The 18647-nt window shown below is 53.0% G+C and carries 27 protein-coding genes and 1 pseudogene; 4 read left to right on the plus strand and 24 right to left on the minus strand.

What is annotated here, in order from left to right:
- Positions 1-77 precede the first annotated feature (77 nt).
- Both KGP22_RS16425 and KGP22_RS16430 read right to left on the minus strand, forming a co-directional pair.
- Positions 78-1916 (minus strand): transglycosylase SLT domain-containing protein, encoded by a 1839-nt coding sequence (locus KGP22_RS16425; protein WP_223580181.1) that lies wholly within the window; start codon positions 1914-1916, stop codon positions 78-80.
- Positions 1913-2095 (minus strand): hypothetical protein, encoded by a 183-nt coding sequence (locus tag KGP22_RS16430; RefSeq protein ID WP_223539366.1) that lies wholly within the window; start codon positions 2093-2095, stop codon positions 1913-1915. The genes KGP22_RS16425 and KGP22_RS16430 overlap by 4 nt, the downstream gene beginning before the upstream one ends.
- Before the next feature lie 211 nt (positions 2096-2306).
- On the opposite strand from KGP22_RS16430, the gene KGP22_RS16435 reads away from it, so the two are divergent.
- Entirely contained in the window at positions 2307-2756 is a 450-nt protein-coding gene (locus KGP22_RS16435; protein ID WP_223580182.1) for a hypothetical protein, read from the plus strand.
- A 173-nt stretch (positions 2757-2929) separates the two neighbouring features.
- Positions 2930-3106, plus strand: a pseudogene (locus tag KGP22_RS16440) (DUF2280 domain-containing protein); the annotation flags it as partial.
- On the opposite strand, the gene KGP22_RS16445 reads toward KGP22_RS16440, so the two are convergent.
- The 11 genes from KGP22_RS16445 to KGP22_RS16495 all read right to left on the minus strand — a co-directional run bounded on the left by KGP22_RS16445 (position 3056) and on the right by KGP22_RS16495 (position 8558).
- A complete protein-coding gene (locus KGP22_RS16445) occupies positions 3056-3238 on the minus strand; it encodes a hypothetical protein (RefSeq protein WP_223582460.1) in 183 nt (60 codons plus the stop codon). The pseudogene KGP22_RS16440 and the gene KGP22_RS16445 overlap by 51 nt on opposite strands.
- Positions 3235-3462 (minus strand): PerC family transcriptional regulator, encoded by a 228-nt coding sequence (locus tag KGP22_RS16450; RefSeq protein WP_223539370.1) that lies wholly within the window; start codon positions 3460-3462, stop codon positions 3235-3237. The genes KGP22_RS16445 and KGP22_RS16450 overlap by 4 nt, the downstream gene beginning before the upstream one ends.
- A 197-nt stretch (positions 3463-3659) precedes the next feature.
- On the minus strand, positions 3660-3851 hold the full coding sequence (locus KGP22_RS16455) for a hypothetical protein (protein ID WP_223580184.1): 192 nt from the start codon (positions 3849-3851) through the stop codon (positions 3660-3662).
- Between the two features lie 297 nt (positions 3852-4148).
- Positions 4149-6590, minus strand: a complete 2442-nt coding sequence (locus tag KGP22_RS16460; RefSeq protein WP_223580187.1) for a toprim domain-containing protein — start codon at positions 6588-6590, stop codon at positions 4149-4151.
- Positions 6583-6933 (minus strand): hypothetical protein, encoded by a 351-nt coding sequence (locus tag KGP22_RS16465; RefSeq protein ID WP_223580189.1) that lies wholly within the window; start codon positions 6931-6933, stop codon positions 6583-6585. Before KGP22_RS16465 ends, KGP22_RS16460 begins: the two co-directional genes overlap by 8 nt.
- Positions 6934-6941: 8 nt before the next feature.
- Positions 6942-7538 (minus strand): hypothetical protein, encoded by a 597-nt coding sequence (locus KGP22_RS16470; RefSeq protein WP_223580191.1) that lies wholly within the window; start codon positions 7536-7538, stop codon positions 6942-6944.
- Complete coding sequence (locus KGP22_RS16475; RefSeq protein WP_223580193.1) at positions 7535-7729, minus strand: hypothetical protein; 195 nt, start codon at positions 7727-7729, stop codon at positions 7535-7537. The genes KGP22_RS16470 and KGP22_RS16475 overlap by 4 nt, the downstream gene beginning before the upstream one ends.
- Positions 7726-7998 carry a transcriptional regulator gene (locus KGP22_RS16480; RefSeq protein WP_223580195.1) on the minus strand — a complete coding sequence of 91 codons (273 nt, stop codon included), beginning with the start codon at positions 7996-7998 and terminating at the stop codon, positions 7726-7728. The genes KGP22_RS16475 and KGP22_RS16480 overlap by 4 nt, the downstream gene beginning before the upstream one ends.
- Positions 7995-8171: a hypothetical protein gene (locus tag KGP22_RS16485; RefSeq protein WP_223580197.1), complete on the minus strand. Its 177-nt coding sequence runs from the start codon at positions 8169-8171 to the stop codon at positions 7995-7997. The genes KGP22_RS16480 and KGP22_RS16485 overlap by 4 nt, the downstream gene beginning before the upstream one ends.
- Positions 8168-8362, minus strand: coding sequence for a hypothetical protein (locus tag KGP22_RS16490; RefSeq protein WP_223539379.1), 195 nt, complete (start codon positions 8360-8362; stop codon positions 8168-8170). The genes KGP22_RS16485 and KGP22_RS16490 overlap by 4 nt, the downstream gene beginning before the upstream one ends.
- Positions 8355-8558, minus strand: a complete 204-nt coding sequence (locus KGP22_RS16495; protein ID WP_223580199.1) for a host cell division inhibitor Icd-like protein — start codon at positions 8556-8558, stop codon at positions 8355-8357. Before KGP22_RS16495 ends, KGP22_RS16490 begins: the two co-directional genes overlap by 8 nt.
- A 193-nt stretch (positions 8559-8751) precedes the next feature.
- Between KGP22_RS16495 and KGP22_RS16500 the strand changes: the two genes are divergently transcribed.
- Together KGP22_RS16500 and KGP22_RS16505 are read left to right on the plus strand one after the other, a co-directional pair.
- Complete coding sequence (locus KGP22_RS16500) at positions 8752-8940, plus strand: YlcI/YnfO family protein (protein WP_223580201.1); 189 nt, start codon at positions 8752-8754, stop codon at positions 8938-8940.
- 3 nt (positions 8941-8943) lie between these two features.
- Positions 8944-9177 (plus strand): hypothetical protein, encoded by a 234-nt coding sequence (locus tag KGP22_RS16505; RefSeq protein ID WP_223580203.1) that lies wholly within the window; start codon positions 8944-8946, stop codon positions 9175-9177.
- A 238-nt stretch (positions 9178-9415) separates the two neighbouring features.
- Here KGP22_RS16505 and KGP22_RS16510 read toward each other — a convergent pair whose 3' ends face one another.
- From KGP22_RS16510 to hisS, 11 genes are all read right to left on the minus strand, one after another.
- On the minus strand, positions 9416-9913 hold the full coding sequence (locus KGP22_RS16510) for a hypothetical protein (RefSeq protein ID WP_223580205.1): 498 nt from the start codon (positions 9911-9913) through the stop codon (positions 9416-9418).
- Positions 9910-10089, minus strand: coding sequence for a DUF4222 domain-containing protein (locus KGP22_RS16515; RefSeq protein ID WP_223580207.1), 180 nt, complete (start codon positions 10087-10089; stop codon positions 9910-9912). Before KGP22_RS16515 ends, KGP22_RS16510 begins: the two co-directional genes overlap by 4 nt.
- Positions 10089-10925: an antA/AntB antirepressor family protein gene (locus tag KGP22_RS16520; RefSeq protein ID WP_223580209.1), complete on the minus strand. Its 837-nt coding sequence runs from the start codon at positions 10923-10925 to the stop codon at positions 10089-10091. The genes KGP22_RS16515 and KGP22_RS16520 overlap by 1 nt, the downstream gene beginning before the upstream one ends.
- A 13-nt stretch (positions 10926-10938) precedes the next feature.
- Positions 10939-11121, minus strand: a complete 183-nt coding sequence (locus KGP22_RS16525; protein ID WP_223580211.1) for a hypothetical protein — start codon at positions 11119-11121, stop codon at positions 10939-10941.
- Positions 11121-11354 (minus strand): AlpA family phage regulatory protein, encoded by a 234-nt coding sequence (locus tag KGP22_RS16530; protein WP_223580213.1) that lies wholly within the window; start codon positions 11352-11354, stop codon positions 11121-11123. Before KGP22_RS16530 ends, KGP22_RS16525 begins: the two co-directional genes overlap by 1 nt.
- 111 nt (positions 11355-11465) lie before the next feature.
- On the minus strand, positions 11466-12353 hold the full coding sequence (locus KGP22_RS16535) for a hypothetical protein (protein WP_223580215.1): 888 nt from the start codon (positions 12351-12353) through the stop codon (positions 11466-11468).
- Between the two features lie 117 nt (positions 12354-12470).
- Positions 12471-13724, minus strand: coding sequence for a site-specific integrase (locus tag KGP22_RS16540; protein ID WP_223580217.1), 1254 nt, complete (start codon positions 13722-13724; stop codon positions 12471-12473).
- A 227-nt stretch (positions 13725-13951) separates the two neighbouring features.
- Positions 13952-15427 carry a ribosome biogenesis GTPase Der gene (gene der / locus KGP22_RS16545; RefSeq protein WP_024908655.1) on the minus strand — a complete coding sequence of 492 codons (1476 nt, stop codon included), beginning with the start codon at positions 15425-15427 and terminating at the stop codon, positions 13952-13954.
- 112 nt (positions 15428-15539) lie between these two features.
- The gene (gene bamB / locus KGP22_RS16550) at positions 15540-16718 is read right to left on the minus strand and encodes an outer membrane protein assembly factor BamB (protein ID WP_045620574.1); all 1179 of its coding nucleotides are present in this window, start codon (positions 16716-16718) and stop codon (positions 15540-15542) included.
- A 10-nt stretch (positions 16719-16728) separates the two neighbouring features.
- Positions 16729-17349: a YfgM family protein gene (locus KGP22_RS16555; RefSeq protein WP_115875997.1), complete on the minus strand. Its 621-nt coding sequence runs from the start codon at positions 17347-17349 to the stop codon at positions 16729-16731.
- A 13-nt stretch (positions 17350-17362) separates the two neighbouring features.
- The gene (gene hisS / locus KGP22_RS16560; RefSeq protein WP_149366382.1) at positions 17363-18637 is read right to left on the minus strand and encodes a histidine--tRNA ligase; all 1275 of its coding nucleotides are present in this window, start codon (positions 18635-18637) and stop codon (positions 17363-17365) included.
- Positions 18638-18647 lie beyond the last annotated feature (10 nt).

Consider the following 18647-nt stretch of genomic DNA (forward strand, 5'->3'; position numbering starts at 1 on the left):
ACTTTCCGCCCTTTGTCGCCAAACCTTAGTCAAACCATAGTCAAACCTTAGGGTTTCTGTACAACCAATCGTACCCGTCACGCCTGAACACCGCTCGCAAACGCCTGAACAGTCCCCGCCCTCATGGTTTGCTTCTTGAGGCTATCGGCAAGCGCGTCAACCGTTTGCGGGTTCGTGTTGACGTGAACAGTACCAACGTGGACTGAACTTGTCTGGCTGTTATTGGTGTGGTTTGTCGTGCTGGATGGCGGGATGCTGGCTAACGCTAGCTGCTGCTGGTAATACTTCGTGGCGTCAGTATCAAAACCCATTGCCGATTTAACCTTACCGCCGTACTCCATCGTCTCTTTCGGAACGGGACGCCAATTCCCCTTCTTATCAGTGAAACCCTCGCCCCTTCCCTGCTCTATCCACTGGTCAACGTTCCCCTGTCCCCAATTGTAAGCCATGAGAGCATCATCTAAGTTTCCGCTATATTTTTTTAGCATCCTGTTTAGATAGATTTGAGCTGCCGCGCGGGATTTTTCCGGGTCTAGTCGCTCGTCAATATCACTATCAACGCGCAATCCCATCTCAATAGCTGTTGGCTTCATGAATTGAAAATCACCAACCGCCCCCACTGGGCTGTACAGTTTTTTCCCGCCGCCGGACTCTACCTGTCTCACCGCGTCAAGCATCGTGTCATCAGCTCGGTAATATTTTCTATCTTTCTCTGGCAGTAACTGGTATTGCCATGTTGCGCCTGTCCTTTCCATGATGTCTTTTGTTGACGCTTCCCCGGCATCTCCAGAATAAAGCATTGCCGCCCACGGTGATAATCTGGCAGCCAACCTCGCAGCCGCACCTGTCGCAGAGTTTCCCGCAACTCCGGCGGCTACTCCTCCACCGACTACAGCGCCCGACACTGCCCTTAACGCTGCTCCAGATACCGCCTTGCCTCCAAGGTATGTACCCGCCAGAATCAATAGCGCATTTTCAGCCCCACCAACGGCTTCGGTGAATTTCTTCACCGTATCGCCTGCGGTTTTGAAAAATCCCTCTATGTCGCCGTGGTTGTTCTTTATCCAGTCACCAAAGGCTTTCATTGCCGATATGACATCAGGCGCAAAGGCAACAACCAAATCCTTCTTCAGTCGGTCTAGCTCTGCGTCAAACTCACCCAGCGTCTTAACAATCGCTTCCTGCTCCTTCACCTGCTGAGCCGTCAGGTCGGACTTTTTGGTTTCAGAGTCCACCAGCGTTTTAAGTTCGCCAGATTTGATTTTGGCAGCGTCGGAAGGGTCGAATCCGGCTGCCGCCATCACCTGCATAAGATTTTCCTGCGAGTGGGTTTTTCCGTACCGGGTGAACTCACTCAGCGCCTTATTCGGGTCGCCAAGCTCATTGATGTCCAGCCCTGTACGCGCTCCCAGCGTCAGAAGGTTTTGCGCTGCGCCAGTTAATCCGCCAAATATTGTCGGGTCTTTGATGTTTGCCAGCGCCATACGGGCACCGCCAGACGCGCCTATAAACGCCTCGGAATCCAGCCCGGCTTGCTTAAAGCCCCTGCGCATTCCGTATATCTTGTTTACGTCAGTGCCGAAAAATTTAGCCTGAGTGCTGGCTCGAGCAATCTCATTCGCCGTAGATGTGAAAAGCTGCTTGATGCCGTACAGTCCGGCACCAATACCGAGAAACCCGGCGGCGGCAGCGGTCACATTACGAAAGGCAGAGACAGCGTTTTTTGCGGACTTCTCAAATTCCTGTTGTTGCTTCTTCCGTTCTGCCGCTCGCGCTCTCTCGGCCTTTTCAGCGTCCTTTTCAGAGCGCTCCATGACCCGATTGAGATTTGTTACTTCCTGACTGACCTTTTTCTTGCCGTTGAGAAACTCGTCAGCCTTTAGCGTGACCTCATAGGCCAGTTGAGAGACTATCATGCTGTTACCTTCATTTTTGCGTGAGTCGCCAGAGCACTATCAATAAGCCCGCGGGCGATCTCGTGAATAGATGGAGCAACCCCGATACCTGAAATTTCGCGGTGTTGCTTCTGAATGTTTCGAATGGCCTGTATCTGCGTTTCACTGAGCAATACAGGCTTTACGTTTTGTTTAGACATTTGTACCCCCTGATATTTACACAGTAATTTTAATTGCAATATTTAAAACAATCATTGTCTTTGTTGCTATTTTTGAAATGAATGACGTAATCATTTTCCGTGTGCGGCTGGCTGTTCTACATACGGGATTTTCTCGCATCTTCTCGGGATGTATAACAGTGTTATACAGTGGTATTCTGTTCAGAGATAAACACTTATAAGGTCGCAAATCATGAGTAAATCCAGTCTTGTAGCGTTCCGTGTCCCGGCTGAGTTGCTGGAGGCGTTTAATCAATCCGTAGCGGGATCTGGAGGGGACAAAACAGCATGGCTTCTAGACGCGCTGCGTAGCAAACTGAACCAGCCAGAGAATAACCCTCAGTCACGTATGCTGGCGCTGGTGGAGCGAATGGAAACAGCCGCCGCTGCGCTGGCTGGAGGAAAGCAGGGCATCCCGCCAACCCCATATAATGAAGCCGCTGTAATCTCTATTGTTGCCGATACTATCCGTCAGGGCTTTGATAATGGGCGCGTGATTGCTGAGCGGCTCAATGAAGCTGGTTATCAGACTAAGGCGGGCAAGGCATGGGATAAAGACATTTACAGCGCATGGAAGCGGCAGGGAGGGCATAGCGATAAGCTGACTGCGCTACTGTCACAGCTTTACCATTCAGCGGAATAGCTACTGCTATATCCCTTTACTGGCGATACCTGCGATGGGTTTTGTTGTTCGAATATGTAAAGGCGAATAAATAAACCTGCTGAGGTCGCTCATCTAAATGTGGCAAGAGCATGTGGTACATGCCTTATGAAATTAGCGTGATAGTTATACTAGGTTAGCTATGGAGGCAACCAATGGCAGCATTATCACCAGAGGTTAAAGCCTTTATAGTACAGGCCTTAGCCTGCTTTGATACCCCTACGCAAGTAGTGGAACAAGTGAAACAAGAATTTAACCTCACTGTCAGCATTCAGCAGGTGTCATCCTACGACCCCACAAAAGCAATCGGTAAGAACCTTGGTCAAAAGTGGTGATCGCATCATTTCGCGGAACCTGTCGCGCCGGACTATATCGGCCTTAATCACGCGCTCCATCTCCCGAACCTCTACCGGGGTAAGCTGGTGGCCTTCATGCTCCAGCTTGGCGGCTGTCAATGCTGCTATCTCCTGTGGTGTTGTGTACCAGTAGCGGCTTTATGCAGATCGCCATAATCATCAGCTTTCACTGCCTGGCTTTTCAGTTTCGCCAGACACGAATCACAACGCCGCCTCACCCATTCCTGTTCGTCGCTTCTGGCTCTGGTCATCATAACATCCTGCCATCGCCTCGCTGCCCTGCGATATAATCCTTTTGCCTCAAGTTCTTCGGCTTTACTGTCTTTAACCACGCAACACCTATTTCTAGCAGCGATAAAGCAAAAAAAAGCTCACCGGAGTGAGCCAAAAGAGTCAATAATGCCAATGGGATAAACTATCATAACCAACAAAATCATATTAATGGTCTGGGATTCCCAATTGTGTATTTATTTACGCATCCTGTTATTGAATTTTACTGGTTAGTGATGTGGGTTAGCTTGCTCAGCACTCAGGAATCCCGCCATAGAGAGAATCCCCAGCGTTTCAGGTAGTCCATGATTTCATTCAGTCGGGACAATTCGCCAGCCACTAAGAAGGTCGCCGCCTCCTGCGTGGTGAAGCCCTGCGCCTCAATTTCCCTGATAACTTCGATCTGCTTTTTGTGGTGCTCGTTCATTTTTTTCCATTCCTTCTGATTCATCCCCCCCCTGTGAATCTTTTTGGGGGTGTAATATCCCTACCAATCCCTACTAACTGGCTCAGGCCACGAATGGCAAGGCTTTCAGACTGGTAGGCATTCAATTTTGTTGCCCTACATAACCCTACTTATCCCTACTAAATCACTTCAACGGCATTTTACTGCCTGTTTTATTTGGTAGGGATAAGTAGGGATAAGTAGGGATAAAAATATATATCCCTACCTAGTTTAAATCCTTGCTACGTCTGGCCTTGTCTCGTTTTTAGTAGGGCAGTAGGGATAAGTGCTGCCGTAAAAGTTTCAATCATCACCCTGCCCGCTCTCCACACCGTAAGCACGGGGAATGAACTCTTCCGCCATCTCGTTATAGCCCACGTTGGTTTGCGCCCTGCCGTTAATGCTTCGCGTCAGGTAGCTGGCTCGGTACTCTTTTGCTGCTGATTTTATGGCGCGTGAAAACTTATTGACGGAAAGCGGCTTACCCAGCCCGTGATACTCCATAAATGCCAGATACAGATGATAGAGATACGCCCTCGGCTCTGGCTGGCCTGCCCATGTACCTCCGCCCATCATCATGCCTTTGGGTTCGTTCATGAAGAAAAGCGCTGCGCACATGTCGATTACTGGATCTGTGCCGCGCTTAACGCCCAGCGCCTCCAGTGAATCGCGCTGCTCCAGCAAAAGTAACTTAGCCCTGTTCTGGTCGGAAAAAGCACCCAGCAAGTGACGAATGATTACCGGTACTTCGAGCCGAATTTTAGCGGTTAGATCCGGGTCTTTATCTGCCTCAGAAACTGGATTATTGAACGGGAATATCACACGGCGGCGGGCAATGCCCCCGTTACGCTCGGTAAATGTCATTGGTTCGTTATTGGTCGCCAGCACAACCGCATTCAGTACCGTTGTGAACTGCTTTTCGTACTTGCCGTCGATTTCAACCGGATCGCCGCCTGTAATGGCCTTGATGCCCGCCCCCTCACCAACATAGCGCGTCTGGTCAGGCATAATTATCAGGCTCTTTCCGACGAACTGCGCCCGCCCGCGTGCAAGGTCGAGCGTGCTCATGCTACCGCTGGCTGTGTTGTGCTCCCCGGCAAGCGTCGCGGCAATGCTGCTGAATACGGACTTACCGCTGCCACCTTCCCCCGTCACCTCAATAAATAGCTGCCAGTCGTGACGCTTTGCCAGCACCATAAACAAGGCCGCTTTGATGCGCTCACCTTTACCGTGGTCGCCATCGCTGGCGTGGTTCAGCCATCGCGTGAAGTGTGGGGCATGTTCTTTAAGGTTCTCTCCCGGCGCGGGGGGGGTGTAGTCGATCCCGTTATGGTTCATCAGCCAGTTACCCGGGCTGTGAGCGGAAAATGTCTGTGTGTTGAGGTCGTACACGCCATTATTAAAACCGATTAGATCTGCTCGCTGGTCAGCGGCGGGCTGTAGCTGTAGCTTCATCGTCGCCACCACGGACTTAATTCCCTTTTCCGTATAATGGGCTTCGTGCTCCTCAAAAACAGACACCATGACACGCTCAAGCTCACTGTCTGGCAGTTTTTCCCACACGCCCGAGCCGTAGTGATACACCACGCCACTATCAGCATTTACCGCCAGCCTGTCCCAGCGAGCCGCAAGCAACTTTGCTTTCTGGCTTGCTGCCATCTGGGAAATGTCACCATTTTCTGTTCGGCGGCTCTTTTTACCGCCCTCAATCGCTCTCAGTTGGACGTTCACATCTTCCCCCTTAATCTGGTACATCGAATTGTTAAAAGCCGCTACAGAGGCTTCCAGCCCGTTTTCATGGTGGTAGTCATTCCAGTCTGCCTTGTGGCCTGTCGGTGGAACGGATACCCAGCCCGCCACGGACAAGGCGGCTTTCTCTGCGGCCTCTCTGCCTGTATTGGGCTGCCCGTCTTCGTGGTGGTCGTTATCTGCGGCAATGATGATTTCTGCGTCCGGGTACTTCCGGCGCATTACCCCGGCTACATGAGTCAGGTTCCCGGCGTCAATTGCTGCCACTGTGAGCGCGTCAGGGCGCATCAGGTGAACTGATAATGCCGTTGCCAGCCCTTCGGCGATTAAAACGCTATGGGGCGATTCTGGCGCGTTTACGGCATGGTATGCCCCGCGCTTTGCCGAACCCGTCAGGAGGCGCTTTTCTCCCTGCGGGGTAATGGTCTGCGCTGCTGCCACCGCGCCGGATTCGTCCACCAGCTCAAGCAGGACTGAACCATCAGGCAATAGCGGGAAAGTGAACCCGTCCAGCCCCTTAGCAATCAGGTATTCAGATTCACGCTGTACGGCGCTGTCACGCATTCCGGCGTACAGACTGGCAAAGGTAGCCTGTCGCTGCTTTGCTCTCTCTGCGGCCTGTTTCTGGCGCTCCTGCTCTCGCTGCTGGCGGTCAGCTTCCAGTTGCTCCCTTCTCTGGCTCGCTGCTGTCGGGTCTGCTTCTGCTGTCCGGTAATCAATACCCAGCACACCAGCGGCAAGCCTCGCCGCCTCCGTGGTGTCGCAGTTGTTCACCTTCTTAATCAGGTCTAAGCCGTCGCCCGCACCGCACTGATTGCAGATGTGAGCGCCGCGCCCGTTGTCGTCGAACCGAAAGCGATCCGTACCGCCACACACGGGGCATCCGGCGTGTCGGTGGGGCGAATCAGGAACATCAATATTCAGGCCAGCCAGCACATGAGGCCAGTTATTCGCTGCTGCGCTGGTCACTTCGCGGATAAGGTCGATATTACGCATTCACACCCCCGCCATTACCCGAAACCGTTGCGCCCATATCGTTAGTCATGCTCTGCCAAATCTCTATCCCGGTGTCAGTGATACCGCCGCGCCCGGCGCATCTTGTCATTAGCGCGATCCCGATACTTTCCCAATGCGGGTAGTTGTCCCTGAGCGCCTCCAGTGCGTAACTGTCGATAAGGTCACGCACCCCTTTGACGCCGCCGATAATGTCCACGCTAACAGACTGCCCGCCTACATCAACCATGAAATAAGCGCCGCCGCTGGTGGCGGTGATATGGTCATACAGTGCCGCCGCATACTGGTTAGCCAGTGAATTAAGCTGGAAATTTTTAGTAATCATGCTGTCCCTCAGTGCGCCAGCGGCTGCTCTGGCAGCCCGTTCTGTTCAAGGTCTGCGATAAAGTGATCGTGTAACTGCGCCAGTACTTCACGCCCAAAATCCGAAATAACCCCGGCATCAGCGTCAATCATTCGGGCATAAAACGTAATGGCGTGCTCTGTACCCTGTTCAATTCCGTAGCGCTCAATCATCGCACCCTCGATGTTGTTCGCCATCGCCAGACGTTCAGAGAACGGATAAACCACAATCCCCGCCTTACCATTTGAGTAAATCGCTACCTTTGACGTTGTGCCGTCAGCCTCAGTGACGGAGGTTGTGCCGTTCTCACGCTTCATGTCAGAGATAAAGACAGCGGCAACCAGCCAGCGCCACATAGTCACGTTATGCTGCGCAGTGAAGTCGAACCAGCCACACGCCCCGCCATCAGCAACGGCAGAATGAATGGCGTAGCCGATATCTGGCTTATCGTCGTACTCTCCCGCATCCAGACGGCTTACAGCGCTCTCATAGGTGATAATGGCTACATGCTCATATATCCCGGCATCATTGCGTGTCATGATGCTCACGCCGTCCGGTGTGGCCTCTGCGCGGTGTAATGTAATCATGCTGCTGACTCCTGTTGTTTCTCACGCTGCTGAACAGCGGCGATAGCTTCCACGCTCCAGCCGTTGCCGTGTGCTTCGTCTCTCATTTGCTGAACGGCAATATCTGGCGTACTGCCCTCGCCGTACCATGTGACCGCTATCGACGCTCCCGCGGCATCAAGACAGGTAGCGAAAATTCGGAACTGTTTCATTTACCCGCCTCCGCTCTCGCCTGACAATCTTCCGCGCCTGTGATTGAGTGAATCTCAAACAACCACGCATACAGCTCGTCACGTACCGCGCTCTCTGTTATTCCCGGCACAATCTCCGTCAGTACATGGGTCAGTCCTGCGTGCACACGCAAAAGGCGGGCGCGTGAAACGTTATCCGCTGCGTCTGGTTTCGGTACTTCATCGCAACCCATAGCGGCACGAATGCGCATACTGACCGCCCTTTTTTTCTCAATCTGGCAATTGCTCATGCTGAAACCTCCATGACGCGGGTAATGCGAACACTGGTTAACCCTTCGTGCTGTGCTTTGTTCATCGCGTGCGCCGTCGCCTCTCTGGCACTGGAAGATGTGAGACGGTAATTAATGCCAATGGTCAGGCCGCGCTTATTGACGCCGTAGCCTGTAATGTGGAAGTGGTTCATTCTCCGGCCTCCATGATTGCCAGCTCTGAAAGGGCGTCGTTGACCAGCCCCGAACACGCGTCTATAGCGATGGATATATCAGTCGCATCCATCCTTTCAGCGGAAAGGCTGACGGCAACCAGCACGGCAGAGGCTTGCTCTAATGATTTCTGAGCAAACTCAATGCTACTTTTCAGTGGTTTTTTACGCATGGCTCACCCCCGCTCTGAAACGGGCAGAGAACACCATCACGCAGCCATCGGGTGACTGCTGGCGGGCTTCCGCTTCGGTTGCGGCCTCAATGGTAATCAGGCGTGGGTTTGCTGTACTCAGCGCCAGAAAGCGCCAGATGAATTTATTCAGGGTGTGCGAATCCCGCCCTTGCGGGTGTGTGGTACTATTTTTCATAGCTGCCTCGATAGTTCTGTTATCGGTGGTGGTTAGAAGCCCGGTTAGTGTTCCACCACTGCCGGGCTTCGCATTTGATAGGTGTGTTTCACCATCACTTTTAAAGCTACACTTAAGTGAAACACACTTCAAGCATTGCGGATAACTTTTTTTTGCATATACTGATACACACCAAAACAAAGAGGAATCAGTAATGGCAACGCCTAACAAGAATGCAAAATCGCAACTATTCACCGTCAGGGTTCCGCATGAAGTTGTATCAGATATGGAATTGTTAAAAGAAGATGGCGAAAGCAGTGCTGGTTTTATCGTTACTTCAATGCGTGGTGAAGTGAAGCGCCGCCAGCGCCGCAAGCCAAAATCGGACGAGCAAGAGGCGTGATCCATGAGCGAGCCAGAAGACGATAAGCCAGTGGACGACGAGTTAGACGGGTCTTCGCCAGATAAACCGATGCGCTTCCTGCTGGAGGGGGCGCGTTTAAATTCCAGTAGCTTATGGGGGCGATGGAACCCGTTGTATAGCGGGCGAAAAATCGCGCTGAATGAGCGTGTAGCCGAAACGCTACAAGCCACGATAACTAAACGCCGCAAACCAAAACCAGACGCACCAGAGGAGTGATCCACGCTGGCGCATAACCAAAGGGTAGCATTTGAAATGCTACCCTTTTTTATTACTTCCCGCCCTACGCGCGTACTGGTAACGAAAGTCCTAACGGCGCCGCTTTCAGCGGTAGCAAAGTTTTCCACCCAACCAGAAATAAGGGGGAATTTTTTCTCCGAAACTGGACTATAACAGCTTATATCCGCTAACAGGCCAGCCAGTGAGAAGCCCTTCCCCTCATAGTTCACAAACGCCGTCATGCAATCACCTCCACAGACAGCCCGCCAGCGGTAAAGCCCTGCACACGCACACCATCAACGCGGTGGCGCTTCTTCGTCAGAAAACGGATGTGGTCTGCATAGACGTACTGCCATTTGCCATCGAGTGCCACACGTTTAAACCACGGATGCGGCTTTGTCATGGTCTGGACAACTACGCTACAAGCCTTGCGCTGTGCGGGTTCTGCTGTGCATACCCCCTTATCATCGCCCGTCACACGGTAGAGCCAGAAACTTTCCAGCTTCCCCGTTAACTTGCGAGTGCGGATAGTCACATAACCCGCATCACGCATCGCCTTACCGAATGCGGCATCGTCAGGGTAATACTGGCGACGTAGCGCGGAGGGCACGGATACCGCAAAGGTTCGGGTAGTCTGGTACTCCTGCCACTGGTCAACCATCGAAAGCGGCAACCCGTTAACATCAGGCTCTTTGCTGCCAGCCAGTGAGAGGCTGTTACTCTGGACGGCAATCATTGCTCCACCTCTGCGAACTCCTTCATGAAACGCTCAATCGGCTGTATGCACGGGTATTGATATCCGTCACGGTAGAACGTCACGCGGTTATGCTCAACGCGCTCAACGGTCACGATAGCGCCGTGTGAGTCCTTGTAGCGCTGCTGCGGGCGTGGGGTGCTGGTTGTCTGAGCCATTAGTGAACCTCCAGACGCTTAGCCAGCCAGCGCTGAGACAGGCGCGTTAACTCATCTTTGCGTTGCTGGTAGTCCTGGCCTAACTCAATCAGCGTGATATTGGTGCTTTCCAGATAAGTCAGGTGTTCAAGCTGTACGGCGCTCATGCTGTCGCGGGGTTCGCCATCGATGCCGTTAGTCTGCGCCCACTGCTTCGCCGTCATGCCACCCAGCACGATACGGGCGATCATGTTGCTCTCGTTGCTGTAGTGGCGTGGCAGCGTCTGCTTGCCCTGCTCTGCGCGTGAAGCCTCCAGCGCCTCGCACATCGGCTTAAACTGGTTTGCGGCACCAATGCGGGCTTTAAGCTGGCGACGGTACTGCGAGGCAATCTCCGGCACGCTGCGGGATAGCGCTTCCTCGCACTGGATGAAGTAGCGGCGAACAGCTCGGCCTTGTTCGTTACGCTCAACCATTGCCAGTTCTTTAGCCATTCCCAGAGAAAGGCCATAATCTTTGCTGCGGCGGTCGCCGCCACGCTTTGCCACCCATTCGGGGCTACGCTGTTCAAAATTTGAACTTTGATTCCTGAAATCTGAGGAATCAAAAACCACGTAATCAGCACTCAGGCTAAAGCCATATTCATCAATGCGTAGTTTGATCCAGGTTGAAAAGTCGTTACCTACTCCAAGCGCTTTATGCAGTGCCTTAGCGCTAACAATACTGGCCTCACGCCCGCCAATTTGACCGGAAATAACGGGGACAATCGCGGCAAAGTCATTATTGCTATGTTCGCCCGTGCTGGTGGTGAAGCGTGGGGCGGCCTCCGAATTGAATCGGCTTTTTTCGAGTTTCATATTTCAGTCTCCGTTATGCGGCGGTGAGATTGTCCGGGTATAGATTGAGAATGTCGGCAATTTCAGGCTGAGAAAGCCCCTGATAGCCCCCAGCGTCGGCGTTATGGTTCACTTGTGTGGTGGGCGCTGGTGGCGTAACATCAGACGTGCGAATATCTGAATTAGCCGCCTGTAATGGGCGGTTTTTCTTTTTCATTACGCCACCTTTCCCCGGCGCTCAGCCAGCCAGTTATTAATCTCTACTGCGTCAAATGCGGTCACGTTATCGCTGAGTTTCACCGGGCGCGGCATTGTGCCGTTCTTCGCCCAGCGATCAATGGTTGGCATGGATACACCCAGAAGTTCCGGCATACGGAAACGGCGGATGTACCCTGTGGCTGGAATGGCTAAATGTGCTGTAGCTAAATGCGCTGCTTGTTTAGATGTCATGTACCCGTAACTCCTCTTGATAGCGGTTGAAGTTGCGGGTATTGAACATAAAATTCAGCGGTCAATGTTCCAAATTTCGAATGGTCAGTTCCAAATTTCGAATGGCCAGTTTCAAATTCTGAAATATTTCTCAATGGTTGGGGATGATGGCATTGTCATGTCTTTGAACTTGCCTTTATTCTTCTGCGCATCAAGAAATGATCTTAGAATCTCATGGCGTCTATTGGGACTTGCGTCCATTACATCGTCACCCAACTCAGGGACGCATCGGATTAGCATTTCAATAAAGTCACCCATCTTATTATTGTTCACTACTGGTGTATTTTTATCTTGCTCGTCGGTTTCTGGCTGGATGCCGAGCGGAAGCCCTGAATAGATAGACTCTGGGGGTTCTTTTTTGTCCTTGAGAACTTCAATTTTTTTCAAAGTACAATGCGATATATATATGTCTTGTACGGTGAAGGTTGGCTTTGGAATGCTTAGCGCTTTACGCCCATTTTCTTCATGCAGGGCATTATGAGCTTCTTCTACGGTTTCGTAATACAATGACGCCGGATGAAGACATAGCGATATCCCTTTGTCTGCTTTCAGTTCTCGCCAACAATCAGAGTTGAAACAATCAGCTTGCGCAGTGCCATGACGTTCTATTTTTTCCATCCCTTCGAGCGGGATAGCCCACAATCCAAAAGCCCTACCCTTCATGATGTAACCGACTGATACGGCTCTCATGCTCGTTACGGATGGCAGGAAATATGATGTTGATGTCTTTTCCGCACATATAGAGCCGAAGCATCGCGGCGACTGCAAATCATCAAAAAAAGATTCATCTTCTCCGGCAGGAATGCCATAGACTATTAACGTGCTTTCGAATCCATCCATCATCAGGCAAGCCTCTATTGTCCCAATTGCTGCCAGATGAACGATATAATCAACGCTACAGCCGATATAATTTGCTGCTTCCTCAATTCGATAATAATTCCGGGTAAATTTTTGTGTCATCGCGTTACCTTTTACGCCACGCCTTAAAGAGCGATTGAGTCAGGCGGTAAGGCTTTCCGCTTTTCGCCCCGTCGGGCTAGGCTCAATCTGTTCGTTAATTCTGGTTACTAATCGTGGTTACTTCGCCTTTCTCAATGGCGTCACGTTGTATTCTTCGCCGCGTTCCAGAGCCACCAGCAAATCCGCCCACTGCGCCAGCGCTGCTTTGCGTTCGTCGAAATACTCATGGCGGTTATAGATACCCTCAACGCCCGGTATTTTGTGGTTCAGGCATCGCTCAGCTATCACAGGGTCAATCCCCAACGCTGCCATTTGAGTACGCATTGTGCGGCGCAGATCGTGAATGCTGAATGGCTCAACATCCGGCATTTCTTTCAGGACGGCGGGCATAACCATATTCAGGGTGGCGCGGCTGACGTGTGAGGTCGTTCTGGCTCGCCTGGCCGGAATTAACCAGCGACTGTCTCCGGCAAAGAGCCTTATTTCTTCGATCCACTCGATTACCGGCTGCGGCAGCGGAATATCGATATCATCGCCATTCTTCGCGCGGATTCCCGGCAGGTGCCAGACGGCATTTTTTAAATCAAACTCAGCCCATTCTGCGGCGCATAGCTCCATCTTTCTGACACCCAGCGCAAGGATGATTTTGAAAGTAAGCTCGTTTTCCCTGCTTATCCCACGCCCACGGCGTAGCGCTTTAAAGAACTGGATTAGTTCATCGCGTGATAAGGCGCGTTTTCGCCCCTGCTCCTTGCCCCCGGCATCCTTCGAGCCAAAGGATATAGCGGGGTTCACCTCAATCATTCCGCGCACCACAGCGTAATCAAACAGGCGCTTTAGCATTCTCAATACATCATTAGCGACTGTGGGAGAACCGCGCTGTAGTACGTCCTGCAAAATGCTATCAATTTGACGCGGGCGAACGTCCTCAACGTTCATCTTGCCAATTAGCGCCACGATGTTTTTTTGTAGGCTGCTGCGGAAAAGGTCAGGGTGTTTGTAATTCGGTTCTATCTGGCGGGTGTAATACTCAGCGGCAAGCGCCGAAACGTTAATGGCGCTCTTCTCAGCCTCGATCTTTGCCATGGCATCGGCTTTTCGCTGCTGCTTCTCTGCTGCCACGTCATAACCCAGCGCAACGCGTGCTGAAAGCTCCCTTGCTATCTCCCTTGCTTTAGACAAAGGGAAGTCAGAGTAAGAGCCAATCAGCATAGTTCTGGACTTACCTGCCATTTTATAGCGGTAGCGCCAAAAAGGGGTTTTATCCTCTTTACGAAACCTCAGATACAGGCCGTCACCGTCGGCGCGTCCCTCGAACCTTTCCCCGCTCTTAACCCAAGCGCGAATTTGCATATCTGTAAGTTTTGGCATGTGCGAATACCCGATAAACCAGTCTATTTAGTCATGGGTACAACGTAATTTGTCCCAAAAACTACCCAAGATGTACCCAAAACAGCGATAACCCATACAGGGTACAACCTTGTGTACAACATTATCATGCACTCTGATGCGTCGTTATGATAGCCCCTGATAACAAAAAAGCCCGACATATACGGGCTTTATGGATTTCGTGCTGGTGGGTGAATCGCCCTGATAGCTTACTTGCTTTTCTTAATGTGCTTAATCAGACGCTTACGCTTGCGCATCTGGTTTGGCGTCAGGGTGTTGCGCTTGTTGGCGAACGGGTTTTCCCCTTCCTTGAACTGGATACGGATAGGCGTGCCCATCACGTCCAGCGATTTACGGAAGTAGTTCATCAGGTAGCGCTTGTAGGAGTCCGGCAGGTCTTTCACCTGGTTGCCGTGAATCACCACGATTGGCGGGTTATAACCACCGGCGTGGGCGTATTTCAGCTTCACGCGACGACCGCGCACCAGCGGCGGCTGATGGTCTTCCGCAGCCATATTCATGATACGGGTCAGCATGGCGGTGCTCTGACGACGGGTGGAGCTGTCGTACGCTTCGCGCACGGATTCGAACAGGTTACCCACGCCGCTGCCGTGCAGCGCAGAGATAAAGTGTACGCGTGCAAAGTCGATAAAGCCCAGACGGAAGTCGAGGGTCTCTTTCACCTGCTCACGCACTTCGTTGCTCAGGCCATCCCATTTGTTGACCACGATAACCAGTGAGCGCCCACTATTGAGGATAAAGCCGAGCAGAGAGAGGTCCTGATCGGAGATACCCTCGCGTGCGTCGATGACGAGCAGCACTACGTTAGCATCTTCGATCGCCTGCAGGGTTTTGATAACGGAGAATTTCTCCACCACATCGGTGATTTTCCCGCGCTTACGCACCCCGGCGGTGTCGATGAGGACATATTCACGCTCATCGCGCTGCATCGGGATGTAGATGCTGTCGCGGGTGGTGCCCGGCATGTCGTAAACAACCACGCGCTCTTCGCCCAGAATACGGTTAGTAAGTGTAGACTTACCTACGTTTGGACGACCCACGATGGCCAGCTTGATAGGCAGATCCTGCGGGTTGAAGTCGTCTTCAGGCTCTTCTTCTTCGCCCTCTTCTCCGTCTTCAAACTGCGCCCAGTATTCAGCGTCTTCGTCCACCTCTTCCGGCGGGTTCACTTCGTCAACCCACGGCAGCAGAACGGTTTCCAGCAGGCTGGTAACGCCACGGCCATGCGATGCCGCGATAGGATAGATTTCACCCAGGCCCAGAGACCAGAAATCCGCAATGGCCTGATCGGCATCGATACCGTCAGTTTTGTTCGCCACCAGGAAGGTCGGCTTTTCGCGTGAACGCAGGTGTTTGGCAATAGCGGAGTCCGCCGGCATCAGGCCAGCGCGTGCATCCACCATGAACAGCACCACGTCCGCTTCTTCAATCGCCAGCAGCGACTGTTCCGCCATGCGGGTTTCCACGCCGTCTTCCGTGCCGTCAATACCACCGGTATCAATACAGATGAACTCGCGTCCTTCCACCTCTGCACGACCGTACTTACGGTCACGCGTCAGCCCCGGGAAATCCGCAACCAGCGCATCACGGGTGCGTGTTAAACGGTTAAAAAGAGTGGATTTTCCAACGTTAGGGCGCCCGACAAGCGCGACCACAGGTACCATGTTTGAAGCCTCATAAAATTCAAAATAACGTCGCTTTCGCGGCGTTTTTAAAAATGTCAAAACGGCTCCTGAGTGAACAGGAGCCGTTTAGTATACTACAACCGCCGGGTAATTAACGCGTGATCGCGTACAGCGTGCCGTCTTTTGCCTGAATCAGCAGTTTGCCGTCGGCCACAACCGGGTCGGTCAGGAAACCAGAGCTGTCGACTTTTTGCTGCGCAACAAAGCGGCCGTTATCCGGATCGATCCAGTGCATATACCCTTCGCTGTCGCCGACAACCAGGCTACCGTTGTACAGCGCCGGTGCGGTCAGCAGACGGTGCAGCAGGTCACTTTGCGTCCACAGCGTTACGCCGCCTTCGGTGCTCAGGGCCAGCAGACGGTCGTTCTGGTCAACCATATAAATACGGTTACCCTCAACGATGAAATCGTTCACCGAGCCCAGCTCACGTTTCCACATGATCTGGCCGCTGCGCAGATCCAGCGCGGTCAGGTTGCCGTTGTAGGCCAGGGCGTAAACCACACCGTTAACGATAACCGGCGTTGTATCTACGTCGCTCAGACGATCAATTTCCGTTGAGCCTGTGGCCTGAGAGATACGCTGCTGCCAGATCATCTGGCCCTGCTGCATCAGCACGGCGCTCACGCGACCGTTATCACCGCCCACAATAGCAGCACCAAATGCGGTAGCCGGCGCGGATTCGCCGCGCAGAGAGAGCGCAGGCATATCCAGGTTAACGGTCCATTTCACCAGACCGTCCGCTTCGTTCAGCGCCTGCAGCTGGCCGTTGCTGGTATGAATCAGCACCAGGCCGTCGCTTACTACCGGACGCGACAGGGATTCACCCGCCACGGTTGTTTGCCAGGCAATGGAGCCGTCGCTGCTGTTCAGCGCATAAACCTGCGCTTTTTCGCTACCCACGTAGACGTGGCCACCAGCAACGGTCAGACCGCCAGAGAGCAGTGCAGATTTACGGGAGAACCAGCCGTCTTTTTCCGCCAGGTTAACGGACCACACTTCTTTCCCGTCATCGGCGTTCACCGCTTTCACGGTACCTTTGCGGTCAGCGGCATAGACAACGCTGTCTGCATACGCAGGATGAAGGTTGGAATAGAAATCACCAATCCCATTGCCCACGGAGACATCCCACGCGGTGGATGGAGTAAACTGGTTTTCAACCGTCGGCAGTGGGGACATTTTCACAACGTCTTCTTCGCCACTGAACAGTGAACAACCACTCAATAACGTAACAGAAAGCAGTCCTGGCAGAAGTAATTTACGCAATTGCATCGGGTCCCTCTCAGACGGACAAATTATTTATTTTCATCTGCATCATTTCGCTCAGCGCAGGTGAAGCATTGCTCTCTACGCCAGCTTGCCACGCTTTACGCGCGCCCGCTTTGTCACCTTTGCTCAGCAGTGCTTCACCGCGCAGATCGGCAACGATGGCAGCAAAGCCTTCGCCTTTGATGGTATCGAGCGTTTTCAGCGCATCGTCAGCTTTCTTCTGCTGAACCTGAATACGTGCCAGGCGCAGATTGATCACCGCTTTCAGGTTTTCATCACTGGCGGCAGCAAGGCCCTGAGACAGCTGTGCAGCGGCTTTATCCAGTTCGTTCTTATCAACGTACTGCTGAGCCACTTCCAGCGCAGCCAGTGCACCGTAGGTGTTTTTGTTGTCAGCCGCAAACTTTTCTGCCGCCGTCAGCGTTTGAGGCTGATCGGCACGAATTGCGCTCACGGTATTTTCATAGGACAGAGACGCGCCGCGCGCGGAATCTGCCTGATGATTGTTCCAGTAACGCCAGCCCACCAGCGCACCGATACCTAAAACAACCCCAACAACCAGCGCTTTGCCGTTTTCAACAAAGAAGCGCTTAATCGCGTCGACCTGATCGTGTTCGTTCTCGTAAATTTCCACGCAGTCCTTCTCCTTAGCCCAATAGAGTGCGCAAGTGCGCCGCAACGCCGTCCTGCGTTACCGTTGTCTGCTCACCAGAGCGCAGGTCCTTCACCACCACTTCGCCGTTAGCCACTTCGGACTCGCCCAGCACCAGTGCAATACTTGCGCCCCACTTATCGGCACGAGCAAACTGTTTTTTAAAGTTGCCGCCGCCATGGTTGGTCATCAGCTTAACGCCCGGCAGCGCATCGCGCACGCGTTCGGCAAGCTGCATCGCCGCAGACTGCGTTTCCGCGCCTGAGGCCACCAGGTATATATCGACAACGGAATCTGCTTTAAATTCCGGATTAACTGCCTGAACCAGCAAAACAAGTCGCTCAAGACCCATCGCGAAGCCAACAGCAGGTGCTGCGCGACCGCCAAGTTGCTCTACCAGACCGTCATAACGACCGCCCGCGCACACGGTGCCCTGAGAGCCGAGGCTCGTGGTCACCCACTCAAACACGGTACGGTTGTAGTAGTCCAGACCGCGTACCAGGCGTTGATTCACGGTATAGGCGATGCCTGCAGCTTCAAGCAGCTTGCACAGGCCCGCGAAGTGTTCGCGAGATTCTTCATCCAGGTAGTCACCCAGCGCAGGCGCATCGTTCAGCAGTGCCTGAACATCCGCGTTTTTGGAATCCAGAACGCGCAGCGGGTTGCTGTACATGCGACGTTTGCAGTCTTCGTCCAGCTTCTCTCTATGCTGTTCCAGGAACGCCACCAGCGCATCGCGGTAGTTAGCGCGGGCTTCCAGAGAACCGATAGAGTTCAGCTCAAGGGAAACGTGATCGGCGATACCCAGGGCGCGCCACCAACGGGCGGTCAGCATAATCAGTTCGGCGTCGATGTCCGGGCCCTGCAGACCAAAGACTTCCACACCCAGCTGATTGAACTGGCGATAACGACCTTTCTGAGGACGTTCGTGGCGGAACATCGGGCCGATATACCACAGGCGCTGCTCCTGATTGTACAGAAGACCATGTTCGATGCCGGCGCGTACGCAGCCCGCCGTCCCTTCCGGACGCAGGGTCAGGCTGTCGCCGTTGCGGTCCTCAAAGGTGTACATCTCTTTTTCAACCACGTCGGTGACTTCACCGATCGCGCGTTTGAATAACGGGGTCTGCTCTACAATCGGCAAACGGATTTCGCTGTAACCGTAGCTGCCGAGCACCTGCTTCAGCGTGCCTTCAATGCGCTGCCAGATGGCGGTTTCGCCAGGCAGATAATCGTTCATGCCGCGGATGGCTTGAATGTTTTTTGCCACGTTTATTCTC

The sequence above is a fragment of the Enterobacter sp. JBIWA005 genome (genome assembly GCF_019968805.1).
GTDB lineage: Bacteria > Pseudomonadota > Gammaproteobacteria > Enterobacterales > Enterobacteriaceae > Enterobacter > Enterobacter vonholyi.